12 protein-coding genes and 1 pseudogene are annotated in these 12,272 nt (G+C 46.7%); 6 read left to right on the forward strand and 7 right to left on the reverse strand.

Annotated features, from left to right (window positions below):
* Nucleotides 1-73 precede the first annotated feature (73 nt).
* Nucleotides 74-304, forward strand: a pseudogene (locus QUA04_RS26290) (IS701 family transposase); the annotation flags it as partial.
* 124 nt (nt 305-428) lie between these two features.
* On the opposite strand, the gene QUA04_RS26295 reads toward QUA04_RS26290, so the two are convergent.
* Nucleotides 429-1,364, reverse strand: coding sequence for an isoaspartyl peptidase/L-asparaginase (locus QUA04_RS26295; RefSeq protein ID WP_333262825.1), 936 nt, complete (start codon nt 1,362-1,364; stop codon nt 429-431).
* 71 nt (nt 1,365-1,435) lie between these two features.
* Nucleotides 1,436-1,591, reverse strand: a complete 156-nt coding sequence (locus QUA04_RS26300) for a DUF2256 domain-containing protein (RefSeq protein ID WP_006631540.1) — start codon at nt 1,589-1,591, stop codon at nt 1,436-1,438.
* A gap of 90 nt (nt 1,592-1,681) precedes the next feature.
* Between QUA04_RS26300 and QUA04_RS26305 the strand changes: the two genes are divergently transcribed.
* The 3 genes from QUA04_RS26305 (at nt 1,682) to QUA04_RS26315 (ending at nt 4,947) form a co-directional block, all read left to right on the forward strand.
* Entirely contained in the window at nt 1,682-2,599 is a 918-nt protein-coding gene (locus tag QUA04_RS26305; protein WP_333262828.1) for an RNA methyltransferase, read from the forward strand.
* A 255-nt stretch (nt 2,600-2,854) separates the two neighbouring features.
* Nucleotides 2,855-4,480, forward strand: a complete 1,626-nt coding sequence (locus tag QUA04_RS26310; protein ID WP_333262831.1) for a serine hydrolase — start codon at nt 2,855-2,857, stop codon at nt 4,478-4,480.
* Nucleotides 4,481-4,545: 65 nt separating this feature from the next.
* Nucleotides 4,546-4,947, forward strand: coding sequence for a hypothetical protein (locus tag QUA04_RS26315; RefSeq protein WP_333262834.1), 402 nt, complete (start codon nt 4,546-4,548; stop codon nt 4,945-4,947).
* A 501-nt stretch (nt 4,948-5,448) separates the two neighbouring features.
* Here QUA04_RS26315 and QUA04_RS26320 read toward each other — a convergent pair.
* The 5 genes from QUA04_RS26320 to QUA04_RS26340 form a co-directional block, all read right to left on the reverse strand.
* Entirely contained in the window at nt 5,449-5,673 is a 225-nt protein-coding gene (locus tag QUA04_RS26320; protein WP_333262838.1) for a hypothetical protein, read from the reverse strand.
* A gap of 236 nt (nt 5,674-5,909) precedes the next feature.
* Nucleotides 5,910-6,950: a GTPase ObgE gene (obgE, locus tag QUA04_RS26325; RefSeq protein WP_333262841.1), complete on the reverse strand. Its 1,041-nt coding sequence runs from the start codon at nt 6,948-6,950 to the stop codon at nt 5,910-5,912.
* A gap of 574 nt (nt 6,951-7,524) precedes the next feature.
* Nucleotides 7,525-8,418 carry a Mo-dependent nitrogenase C-terminal domain-containing protein gene (locus tag QUA04_RS26330; RefSeq protein WP_333262844.1) on the reverse strand — a complete coding sequence of 298 codons (894 nt, stop codon included), beginning with the start codon at nt 8,416-8,418 and terminating at the stop codon, nt 7,525-7,527.
* A 417-nt stretch (nt 8,419-8,835) separates the two neighbouring features.
* On the reverse strand, nt 8,836-9,768 hold the full coding sequence (locus QUA04_RS26335) for a class I SAM-dependent methyltransferase (RefSeq protein WP_445242374.1): 933 nt from the start codon (nt 9,766-9,768) through the stop codon (nt 8,836-8,838).
* 521 nt (nt 9,769-10,289) lie between these two features.
* Nucleotides 10,290-10,601 (reverse strand): 30S ribosomal protein PSRP-3, encoded by a 312-nt coding sequence (locus tag QUA04_RS26340; protein WP_278187374.1) that lies wholly within the window; start codon nt 10,599-10,601, stop codon nt 10,290-10,292.
* Nucleotides 10,602-10,778: 177 nt separating this feature from the next.
* Here QUA04_RS26340 and QUA04_RS26345 point away from each other — a divergent pair, with 177 nt between their 5' ends.
* Both QUA04_RS26345 and QUA04_RS26350 read left to right on the forward strand, forming a co-directional pair.
* A complete protein-coding gene (locus QUA04_RS26345; RefSeq protein WP_333262850.1) occupies nt 10,779-11,564 on the forward strand; it encodes a TIGR01548 family HAD-type hydrolase in 786 nt (261 codons plus the stop codon).
* A 251-nt stretch (nt 11,565-11,815) separates the two neighbouring features.
* The gene (locus QUA04_RS26350; protein WP_333262852.1) at nt 11,816-12,052 is read left to right on the forward strand and encodes a hypothetical protein; all 237 of its coding nucleotides are present in this window, start codon (nt 11,816-11,818) and stop codon (nt 12,050-12,052) included.
* The last annotated feature ends 220 nt before the right edge of the window (nt 12,053-12,272 follow it).

Genomic DNA, 12,272 nt, shown 5'->3' on the forward strand with positions numbered 1-12,272 from the left:
ACGTAAATACCACATTTTTTATATTTGTCTTTTTGTCAAGTACAATTTATACTAAATTAGATGAGCTTACCCTGCTTCACACCCCTGGTGGGATGATGGGAAAGGCTGGAAGAATATTCTTAACAATTTTCGCTTAATTATTCAACCTTTTACTTTATTTAATCTCATCTACCCTTGGTTAACAGTTTTTCCTATTCCTCAATTAGCTTTGGGTTTTTCTCAACTTCAATCTATTATTTATCACCTCACCGATTCAATTTCTATCTTCCTGACTCAGCCTGATTTATACTTTTCCTCTGCCTAAAGTGACAAAACAGGGTTAATCCTGATGGCACCGGAGTTGATATAAAAGTAACGCCGATCGAGATACCCGAATTATTCAAAAAGTCGGGTATCTGAACCGCCGACTGACAATTTATATCCCCCTTTTAAGCAATGAAAATCAGCGTTCCCTTGCTCATTTCCAAAGTATCGCCCATTTCCATACCATTGTGAAAAGCACCCAAAATCACCTCGCTAGTTTTGCCGAAAGCGATCGCCCCGCTAGCATCAATTCCAATTGCGCCAAAATCCCGTTGACGTTCGTCAGCTTCAGTAAAAGAACGCTCAAAAGCAGCTTTCAAACTCAAACCATCTGTTACCCGAATCACAATACGCGCGGCCAAACACTCGTCCATAATGTGCTCGCCAATCCCCGTACAGCTTACCGCCGCACTTTGGGCCGCGTAATTTCCCGCCGGCATCGCCGAGTCGCTAACCCGCCCAATGCGCTCAAAACCCTTGCCACCAGTCGAAGTTCCAGCAGCCAAGCGTCCATGAACATCCAAAGCTACGACTCCGATCGTACCCATACCGGCCGGTTCGGCAACCACGTCAGCCATTGCTTTGCTAAAATTGCCTTGGCGTTCCTGCATCCACTCGTGCAAACGCAAATCCGTCATCGGATCGTAAATCGGCAATTGAAGTTCTCGCAGCAATTCCGCTGAACCAAAATCAGAGAGAACTCGATCGTCCGAATGCTGCAAAAATTGAGCAAGTTCGATCGGATGTTGAACGCGAGAAACATTAATCGCCCCGCTGAAACGCTGCATCAAACCGTCCATCAGCGAAGCACTCATCCGAATTTGACCATCCGACTGCACCACAGAACCAGTACCGGCATTGAATCGCGGGTCATCTTCCAGCAATTGGCAGCCCCGCACCACTGCATCTACGGCACTTGCACCGTCTTTCAGCAGCGGATAAACTTCCTCCAAAACATCGTAAAGCGATTTCCGCACCGCCTCAATTCCGCCTTTACTATGTAGAGAACTGCCCGCACCGCCGTGAATAACTAGCTTTGGTTGCACATGTTGCGATGCCATAATTTATAACCTAATACCTAAAATTTTTCCTTTGCAATCTTAGCTTTGATCGAGCAACTTGCCCTACATTCTTAATCTTGAGCCGCTAAACGGCGGCGACGACAACGTTCGGAGCAGTATTTGACCTCATCCCAGCAGTCGGCCCATTTTTTGCGCCAAGTAAAAGGTCGATCGCACACCGGGCACATTTTTGTCGGTAAATCAGATTTCGATCGTTGCTTGGCCATGCTAATTTGGACATTACATTAGTTAGTGATTAAATTTTAATCAAAACAAACAAAATAACCAATTTTTGCCTAACACCTCCCCAAATAAAAATGCTCGAAACGGCCGACGCCAACATCCGAATCGTCTTAGTCGAACCAGCAGGCCCATTGAATGTTGGTTCTGTTGCCCGCGTCATGAAAAATATGGGTTTGCACCAATTAGTTTTGGTAAATCCCCACTGTGATCATTTAGGAGAAGAAGCCCGACTGATGGCTGTTCGCGCCGCCGACATATTGGAAACTACCAAAATAGTCGAGAGTTTGCCCGCTGCTTTGGTTGGGTGTGTCAGAGCGATCGCGACTACAGGAGACGATAGTCGATCGTTGCCAACACAACTAGAAGATCCCGCAGATGCCTTGCCTTGGCTCCTCGAAGCCCCCAGCGCCCTAATTTTCGGCCGAGAAGACTGCGGCTTGACGAATGCCGAATTAAACCGCGCTCAGCGCCTGATCCGCATTCCCAGCAGCGATGCTTACACTTCCCTAAATCTCGCCCAAGCCGTCGCTATCTGCTGCTACGAAATATACCGGGAAGAAGGAAGAAGGAAGAAGGAAGAAGAAGATGCCTCGTTTCCAGGCTCAGCCTGGGAACGCATATCCAGAGGCTCTGCCTCTTCAATACCCGATGCCACAGATAATTTATCAACTTGTTACCAAGAAAAACTTGCCACCCGCCAGACAGAAAATCCCTCAATTCCCCTCGCCAGTGCTCCCTTGGAAAATTTAGAGGGATATTACCAGCAACTAGAAACGCTGTTACTCAAAATAGGATATTTGCAGCGGCACACAGCAGCAAGCCGGATGGAAAAATTTCGGCGTTTGTATAACAGGGCCTATCCGACAGTGGATGAAGTCGCCATGCTGCGGGGCGTCCTCCGCCAAACAGAATGGGCAATCAAAACTTACCCACGAGAGGCAAATTCTGATACTCTGGATGGGGCGTTGCCGGAAAATCCAACGGATAGCTAGCAGAAATGCTGATAATTGGGGATGTGAGATTGAGGATTTTTTTCACAGAGAACTTTCCTGCACCCACTTGTCACCTTCATAACAGGGTTTGTTGACTAAAAACCTAAGCTTTGCGATAATTTGCGAACAATAAACCCAGTTGCTGATACCATGCAGCGTCTGGGGTAAATCTAAAATCTAAAATCTAAAATTGATTGGCTGGCAAGCTGAAAAATCTTAAACTTGAACTTTACATTAGTGATGAAGGAGTAAGACGTGGCAGAGCGGTTTCCCAAAGGATCGATACTATCGGTGATATCCTCGTCGATATCCTCTCCCAACTCCGGGTCAAAGCAGCCTAAGTCCGGCAAAGCAAGTCAATCTGGCAACTCGGGCCGCCGCCGCCCTCCCCAACCGCAAAACGGCAACCCAGAAGTTCGATCGCCCGAACCTGCGACTTTGCCACTGCAAGAGGGTCGCGGCAGCAGAATTGGAGCCAATTCTCCCACATCTTCGGAAGAATTTACTACACAAGACTTTTTATCCGATCCCCGATCGGCAGTTAACCCCAGAAAACCCAGAACCAGCAAAACTCCGCAGTCGAAGACTCGCCAACCGCGCAAAAAAGGTCTCGCTGCTGTCGATATGTTCGAGTTTCCGGACCCGAATCGGGAGCGGGAAAATGTGAGTTCGATCGCCAGCAATCCCAACAGCCAGCTCCCAACTGCCACTCCCCCTACCACCCGTGGAAGTCGTCCCAGTTCGCCCCCAGTTCGCATTCCAGACACGGTAATCCCTGCAGATGCCAAAAAACCCCCCGTGCCTAAACCGCGCCCAAAAGCGAGTCAGAGACCGGGTAAACGCTCTGCACCTCGGAGCGTGCCGCCGTTGGTGTACGCTACTCGCTTGCTGATTTTGGGAGTTGGCATAGCGGTGATTTGCGGTACGCTGCTGTCGGTGGTAAATGCTGTGAGTCGAGCATCCACTGTAGCGGCAGAAGAACAAACCAGCACAGGGCAGAAAAACCCAGCCGATAGCGCATCTGCGGCATCCGCAACCCCAGAAGTGCTGCAACTGAATCAAGAATTAGGAGCTTTGAAAACCCAAGTTCAGGTTTTAGCAACAGAAAATCCTAGTTTGACAGCCGGAATATTTCTAGTTGATTTAGATACTGGAAGCTACCTAAACTTTAATGGCGATACTGCTTTTGCTTCAGCTAGCACAATTAAACTGCCAATTTTAGTAGCTTTTTTCCAAGCAGTAGATGAGGGGAAAGTGCAGTTAGATCAGATGTTGACGCTGAAGCCAGAACATATTGTCGGCGGTTCTGGGGAGATGCAAGACGACTCTCCGGGTACGAAGTATTCGGCTTTGGAAGTTGCCCAAAAGATGATTGTTGTCAGCGACAATACGGCGACCAATATGATGATTGAGTTGTTGGGAGGTGCTGAGGTTTTGAATCAGCATTTTGCAAATTGGGGTTTGAGTACGACGGTTCTGCGTAATAAATTGCCAGATTTGGAGGGAACTAATACTACCAGTCCGAAGGATTTGATTAATATCATAGCCCAGGTCGATCGGGGGAATTTGGTATCGGTGAAATCGCGCGATCGCATTTTGCAAATCATGCGCCAAACTAAAAACGATTCTTTGCTGCCGAAAGGTTTAGGCGAAGGTTCAGTTATTGCTCACAAAACCGGCAACATTGATACAATGCTAGCGGATGCGGGGATGGTGGATTTGCCGAACGGTAAGCGTTATTTGGTGGCGGTGATGGTGAAGCATACGCCGGAAACCGAGAAGCCAGCTCAAACATTGATTCGGGAGATTTCTCGGATGAGTTACCGCTATTTGTACGGTGGGGAAACGCCAGCAGATTCACAAGTGAAAATTAAAAATTGAAAATTTAACCGGGTTTTTTCGGGCAAGTGTTGTAGACTTTATCAAACTATAAATCAGTTTGTATTATGAAACTAAACATTCGACTTGCTTGTCTGGTAGCGCTTTCAACTTTAGCCGTTGGAGTCTCCCCCCCCTTGAGTAACGCTAATCCTGCTCCTGAATATCAGACCGATGGCGTGACAGTGATTAACAATAATATCGAACTCAATCGAGCAAAAAACTTAGCCCGTCAAGCAGCAGAAATTGCTAATGGGGGTTTAGGCAACTATCGAGCTGAAGCTTCTATGCACGGTACTTCTAAGGAATCGCCGTTCGTTGACAATGGCGATGGAACTTGGACTTTTACTTTTAAGGGTTCCAAGCCTGGTTCGTCTGTCTTTACTGTAGAAACGGTTGTTACGGTTTCCCAAGATGGGAGGGTGAGAGTCGATTACAACGGGCAAATTCGCGACTCAAACCCAATTTAACAAGACTTAAGACTTACTAATCGGTGCTCAGAAACCGGGTTTTTCACGAAATACTTTGTTACAGCCCCAGAAATGGTAAAAAACCAGGTTTCTTGGTGTTGATGCGTCCACGACTCAAATGTTTATCCATGTTTCAATCCCTGATAGGAGTTTAGGTTTATTCCGGCTTTGACCGAAGGGGCGATCGCACTTTGACTCACTTTGTTTCAATCCCTGATAGGGGTTTAGGTTTATTCCGGCGGTTTGCCCCCCTCTTCTCCCCAGCTCGCGATCATCTTGTCGTTTCAATCCCTGATAGGGGTTTAGGTTTATTCCGGCAAAGTACATCGGGATTACAACCGGGACATGAAGCGGTTTCAATCCCTGGTAGGGATTTAGGTTGATTCCGGCCTTTTGGGGTGGCGCTGGCCCCGATGGGGTTCATGGTGTTTCAATCCCTGATAGGGATTTAGGTTGATTCGGGCCCTTGTCGCACTTCCGCCACACCCTGTCTCCCCAGTTTCAATCCCTGATAGATAGGGGTTTAGGTTGATTCGGGCTGTAGGGCGTCTCCACATCTTCCACTTTTGGCATTGTTTCAATCCCTGATAGGGGTTTAGGTTGATTCGGGTCCAAAAATAAATCAGGCAAATGGTCGGCTGAAAGCGGCCAAGTTTCAATCCCTGATAGGGGTTTAGGTTGATTTCGGGTGCCCGTGCCAAAAGCATTACAGTATTTAGTTTTCAAGGTACTGTTCTCTTAAGCATCCAAAAAAAAATATCATTTCAGGCACCGACCTGTCAAGAGGCAAAATTTTCAACAACCCTCAAAGCTATACACAGCAATACTTTCATCGTTTCCGTGAACCTATTTTTTCAGCAGAGAGGCTCAAACCCTTGCCGCACAAGCCATACAGCCGAAAGATTTGACCCCCTCAAAAAAACACTTACCCATTCACGGAAATTTCAGGAAGCAGAAAGCGATTAAACACTCGCGACGGCTTCGAGTTCCGCCGCCTCTTTCTCGTTCATCTCGTCGAGTTTTTGCCAAACTTGCTGCATCAATTCATCCAATCCAAGTCTACTAACGGCGGAAATCAACAAAACAGGAGCGCCGCTAATTTCTTTAAGTCGGCTGATTAAATTACCGATTTCTTCGCTTTCGAGATCGATCGCATCTACTTTATTAAAAGCCAAAATCTGCGGTTTATTGGCTAAACCACGCCTGTAAGCCTTCAATTCTTCCTGAATTGTGACATAATTGGCGATCGGATCTTCATCGGTAATATCAATCAAATGCAGCAACAACCGAGTCCGCTCAATGTGCCGCAAAAACTCGTAACCCAAACCAGCACCTTCGTGCGCTCCCTCAATCAATCCCGGAATGTCTGCAAACACCGTACCGTCTCCAGTCGGTTTTCTGACTACACCCAAATTCGGGACTAAAGTTGTAAACGGATAATCTGCTATCTTGGGGCGAGCTGCAGACAAAGCAGAAATTAAGGTGGATTTGCCAGCATTCGGCATCCCGAGAATTCCCACTTCAGCTAATAGCTTCAATTCCAAACGCAAAAATTTGTGTTCTCCTTCTTTTCCCGGCATCGCATAATCTGGAGCGCGGTTAGAATTGGTCAGAAAACACTTATTCCCCAAACCGCCTTTGCCGCCTTGGGCAACGCAAAAAGTCTGTCCGGGCGTTACTAAATCTGCTAAGATTGCCTGAGTTTCCGCGTCGTAAACAACTGTACCGCACGGAACTTCGATCGTGCGATCGTCCCCAGAAGCCCCAGTCATATTCTTCGGCGCGCCACGCTTCCCGTCTTCGGCTTTAAAAATCCGGTTGTACTGAAAATCCAGCAGCGTTTGCAGGCTTTCCACGGCTACCATAAACACAGAACCGCCCCGCCCGCCGGTGCCGCCGCTCGGCCCGCCAGCCGGTACATACTTTTCTCTGCGAAAAGCTACCATACCGTCGCCACCTTTGCCGGCTGCGACTTGAATATCTGCTCGATCGATAAATTGCATAATTTAGTCAGTAGTCAATAGTGAGTGTCAATAGTCATTAGTTATTATTATACCAGATGCAAGTACCATATTGCCCTTTTCCTTTAGTCCGCCGAGGCGGACTAAAGCCAAGTTTAGTGGCGATTTACAGTTGCCGGAAAAATATAATTATACCAATTCTGAAAAGTAGTGCAGAGCGAGAGATTGTACGCGAGCATCTGTAGGGAAACGGCACTGCCGTGTCCGGCTCCTAAATCTTTTAATAATCTCTATAATAAGTTGAGGATTGTACCAAGACTTTTGTTGAATTAGTATTATAAAAGCAGATTTGCTATTAGCAGGAATCACGCACGAAAACAGAATAAACTGGGTTTTTCTCAGGTGCGAATAGGTGTCAAACTATTTTTTATTGCCAATAATAGGTTTCTACATCATCGCAAATAATCTACTTAAAATTAGCAATTTCTAATTACAGGACTTCAGCAAATACTGATTTAACGTGCTAATTATAGCGGTAATGTGCTTATGGGCGCATCCTACAGATAGAGGTTATGCGCCCCGGAATGAATTACCAATTAGCAATTACCCATTCCTTTTAACAATAGGACGATACATCTTCCTTACATTCATCTGCCAAATAGCAGAGAGCTCGAAAGCGCATCCCGACTAACTGTTCGTAAAGCGGGTTAATCTGGCACATCGCCGGAATATGGACGATTTTGCGACCAAATAACACGACATCTCGCTCAAACGGACACTGGGGCGGAATAATTTTACAGACAAAGTGTGCCAATTTTGGGTCGTGAATTTCCCAGCCGTCGAGCCAGTCTTTTACCGGTTGCAGGACATTTTTGTGGTGAGGTTTAGGTAGCCGAGATGAAAGCGGTGTTCCGACTACGGGGGGGACAATCGCATCAAAGACTATTTGGCTGCTGGGCCCCTGCGGATCGCACTTGCTGTCTTCGATGGTGTGTCGCAGAGCTTCGATCGCCTCTACATTGTGCCCCAAAGCTGTGCAAAACTTAGAGATTACCTCGTCTTCGCTGAGCGAGTAGGTACCGTCTGCCAAAGCTACCATGACTGCTGTCCTCAAAAAATCCTCGCCTTTAGCGGTGTCTTTCCCTAACACAGCGGCTAATTCCTCTGGGGAAATAGGTTCAAAACCCTCCTCAAAAGATACCGGGTGTAGTTCATCCTGAGTTAGATTTGCAATCATTTTTTGCTCTTCTTCGTCAAAGTTGCCGTCTGCCCAAGCAATTGTCAGCAATCCCCGCAGCCAAGCAGTAATCTCTTCATTGGTGCAGGAAGATTTAGCGTTACTCATTAGCATTTCCACTTGGATGTACCAGTCAATTTGTTCGTTTACAGCGGACTCAATATTTCCCTCCCAATAATTTTCACGGGTTTTTTGGTCGATGGATGATCTATTTGTGGAAGGTTTGTGCCCGAAGATTGCTCCAAACGCTTGTAGTGGACGTGTTAAAAGCATATTTGTTTCTCAGCAGCATCGCTGACTAGCGAGCTAATCTATTGGGTAATCCTATTCCCTAAAAAGTCATCTATCAAGAGGAATAGGTTTGTTGAATTCATCTTAACTCTAGTTGCACCCATCAAAATGGCGATCGAATTTTCTGCAAGCCCGATTGCCATTAGCAGCCCAATTTTTCGCAAGAAATAAAAGGTTGGCAAGCGTTGGATCTAATCAGACACTGGGTTTGTCACCCAGGGGCGATCGAACTTCGCTCTCTTTACATTTTAATATATATTTTTGTAAATTTTTCTGTCCAGGCTGGACAATATTAACAGCGAGCCGGATTTAAGCTGTTGAAAAAAAAATATCTGAGGAAACTGTTACTGCCTGTTAACAGTTGTAATTGCTGTGTCCGCCTAGAAATGACAAATATTTTTAACTTCGGCGACACAAAATCCAGCGCAATTCCATTGGGGGGCGTGCGTTTGCCATCGGGAAGACATCTCGACCGGTGGCCCAACTGGGAAACCAGGGCGTCGGTGGCCAGGCTCCTTCCGGCAGGTGGTGGCGTTCGTACTCAAACACCAATTCGTCGGATATTTGCACTAAGGGCAACCCTTCCATTGCGGTGGCGAGTTCTTGGGGGGTAAATAAAGTAGACCAGGATAGTTGGGCAACTTGTCGCACGAGGGCATCCGGCTGGTAGTCGCCGACGGTTAAAAACGTGCTGAACAGTAAAAGACCTCCTGGACACAGGGAATCACACATTTTAGCGAGGAAAAGCCGTACTTGATCGCTGTCTCGAAAATGTGAAATGACTTCGGCGGCAACTGCCAACTGGTAGCGGGCAGGTTTCATCCGCATTAAGGGATCGAGCACATCGCCTTCCGTCACTGTCACGGGAAGGTTTTCGGCTGTTACTGCTGCTTTCAATTGTTCTGCAAAAGCTGGAGCTAGTTCGATCGCATCCACAGAATAGCCCAATCTTGCCAGCGGCAAGGTATTGCGGCCGGTACCAGCCCCCACGTCTAAAATCCGCACTCGATCGGGTGTGCCCAATTTAGCAGCCGTTGTCATCAATTTTGCGTCTGGATGAGAACCGAAAAGCGGAGGTTCTCTGGTGTCTACCCAGCTTTTGTACTGTTCTCCAACACTTGAGGTAGTAACAATCACTTTGCAAGCTAAACCGGTTTGCGGCGGCTGCACTGACTCGTATTGCAGAATCAACATCGATGCTGTGGAGGTGCGGTAGCCTTGTTCTAACTTGGTGGCTAAAAGCTTGCTGAGTTCGTCTCTGCGGTCTTCGGGCAGGGGTCTGTCGAGAGTGCTAAATAGCTTTTCTATCGACTTGAGATAGTGGCTTAGCATTCCCGGTACGCAGGGAAAAATTAATTCTCCGCGAGCGTTTATGCGAGTATTAATTTTGTACAGGATAGCTTGCTGGAGAATGTCGGGATTTACTACCAGCGGTAGCTGTTCGGTCTGGTTGATTGTACTTTCGGCGCCCATAGATTCCGCGAAGAAGTCATTAGTTATCAGTCATTAGTCATTAGTCAGAGGGAAGGCTGTTGAGAGCTGACTGTACAATTCAAGAGTATAAAAAAGCCGATTTTAGATTTATTTGGTTTGGTTGCTTAGTCTTTTTAGACTCTATCAAATTAGATTTGAGAGCTTTATTTTGGATAAATCTCAAATCTCAAATCGACCAAGCCCAAAACCCGAGTAGGTCCCAAAATCGGAGTTAGTATCAATATAAGCTGTAGCGCAGTTAAATTGTATGTTTCACGGCGAGGTGGAAAAAGCGTCAAATCCTCTCGCCTTCTCCCCTCTCTCCTTCCCCTCGTCAGCCATAACAGGCAATGTATATGGGTAGCAAATTAAAGCTGGGCTTAGTTGCTGCCGGTAAAAGTCACTTGGGGGAATCTTGACTGAGCTTCAGTCATCGGGCGCCGTCTGCCTTCTTCTTGCCAGTAGTTGATTACTTCTGTCGCTTGGTTGAGGATTTCGACGCGATCGTTATCAGCAATCCAGTGTTTGGCTTCGAGTTCGTTTTTGAGGTCTTCCCAGGCATCTTTGCGAGGCCAGAAAAAGTAGGATGTCAGCGGGCTAGTTCCTTTGCCGACAACTTGGTCAACGGCGAGGGCAACATTCTCTTCTAGCCAGAGAACTTTTAAGATGAACTTGGACAAGCAAACCTCCAGGGTTCCGATCGAACTTGTTAAAAATTTCTACAATCGCTAAGCGTAGCACACTCTGTTCGATAATTGGTCATCGGCCATGAAAAGTTTTGTGGCGCGGCTGGTTTTAGCGCCACTCAGGGGCTGGGAACAGATAAAATTTGGGTTCTCACCCGCCCTAGGTACAAGGATGGTTAAGTTGTGAACAGAGTTATTGTAGTCTTCGACATTGACGGTGTGGTGCGGGATGTGTCCGGTTCTTATCGGCGGGCGATCGCGGATGCGGTGGAGCATTTCACGGCGGGTGCTTTTCGCCCAAATTCTCTCGATATCGACTCTCTGAAGTCTGAGGGAGTGTGGAATAATGACTGGCAGGCATCTTTTGAGTTAGTTGGCCGTTATTTTGAGGGGATTGGGCGATCGAGAAACCAACTCGCTCTCAACTATGACGAATTAGTGGCTTTCTTCCAAAGTCGCTATCGCGGGCCTGATGATAAAAATTGGACTGGTTACATTTGCGACGAACCGCTGCTGTTAAGTCCCGCTTATCTGGAAAATTTAACAGTTGGGGGCATTGTTTGGGGCTTTTTTAGCGGGGCGATGCGGGACGAAGCTGCTTATGTTTTGTCAGGGAAACTGAGTTTAAATTCCCCCGTGTTGGTGGCGATGGAAGATGCACCGGGAAAACCCGATCCGGCTGGACTTTTCTCCGCAATTGAACAGTTGGAAAACCTGCACCATTTAGAAAAAAATTTGCCCGTGATTTACGCGGGAGATACTGTTGCCGATATTTACACGGTTGTGAAGGCGCGGGAAGTGCAACCAAATCGGGTTTGGCTGGGGGCTGGAATTTTGCCACCTCATGTTTTGGATGATGCTGTGCGCTGCGATGCTTATGCTGATGCGCTGAAAACTGCTGGTGCAGCAGCGGTTTTCAGGAATGTCGAGGAGTTGACGGCTGCGCGGATTCGAGAATTAGTTCAGTAGGCCAGTCAGTCTGTAGGCTAGGCATTCCGCACCTTATTTTGTTGACAAACAATGCCTGTAGAGTGCGCCTAGCGAACCGGATATTATTGACAAACAAATGTAATTTTGTTAAATTATTTTGCAGCTTATCCTATTGACAAGTAAATGTAGTTTTGTTACATTTATTTGTCAATTTTTGCATCTTTGAGTTGACAATATCTGCTGTTGCGGCTTAGTACAGAGTAGAGGTCAATCTCTAGGAGAAAGCAACTATGTTAGTTTCGCGATCGAGTGCTAAACAACCTACCCAGGAAGAAACTCGGCAACTAGAAAAGCTCCAAGTCCAAATCGAGCGAGCTGTTGCTGACGGCAAGATATCTAATCAAGAAATGGAAGACATCAAGAGAGCGATGTTGGCTGACGGAAAAGTTAGTGTTGAAGAACTGGAACTGTACAGAATATTGGTGACAGATAGGATTGTTGCCGGAGAAGTTGAATACGAGTTTTGAGAAGAAAGCATTTTGGCAACGAGCAGTGCACGAGATTTAACGGAGGGAACGGATTTAAGGGATGAATATTGAGGAAAGAAGAAACAAGGAAGAAGACTTTTAATTTATTTTCAACAAAGTATTTAGGGTTTGCTGAATATATTGATCGCGTGTTACTTAGCCTGGGTTACGCGATCGCGCGCTCGAGAGTAAAGTGCAAGATAAACAGGTAGAATAGGTC

It is taken from the genome of Microcoleus sp. S13_C5 (assembly GCF_036700845.1).
Taxonomy (GTDB): Bacteria; Cyanobacteriota; Cyanobacteriia; order Cyanobacteriales; family Microcoleaceae; genus Microcoleus.

Coding starts and splice junctions, on each gene's coding strand:
- QUA04_RS26330 (WP_333262844.1), bottom strand. CDS start 8,418: ATGCTTTTAACACGTCCACTACAAGCGTTTGGAGCAATCTTCGGGCAC.
- QUA04_RS26335 (WP_445242374.1), bottom strand. CDS start 9,768: ATGCTAAGCCACTATCTCAAGTCGATAGAAAAGCTATTTAGCACTCTC.
- QUA04_RS26300 (WP_006631540.1), bottom strand. CDS start 1,591: ATGGCCAAGCAACGATCGAAATCTGATTTACCGACAAAAATGTGCCCG.
- QUA04_RS26350 (WP_333262852.1), top strand. CDS start 11,816: ATGTTAGTTTCGCGATCGAGTGCTAAACAACCTACCCAGGAAGAAACT.
- QUA04_RS26315 (WP_333262834.1), top strand. CDS start 4,546: ATGAAACTAAACATTCGACTTGCTTGTCTGGTAGCGCTTTCAACTTTA.
- QUA04_RS26295 (WP_333262825.1), bottom strand. CDS start 1,364: ATGGCATCGCAACATGTGCAACCAAAGCTAGTTATTCACGGCGGTGCG.
- QUA04_RS26305 (WP_333262828.1), top strand. CDS start 1,682: ATGCTCGAAACGGCCGACGCCAACATCCGAATCGTCTTAGTCGAACCA.
- obgE (WP_333262841.1), bottom strand. CDS start 6,950: ATGCAATTTATCGATCGAGCAGATATTCAAGTCGCAGCCGGCAAAGGT.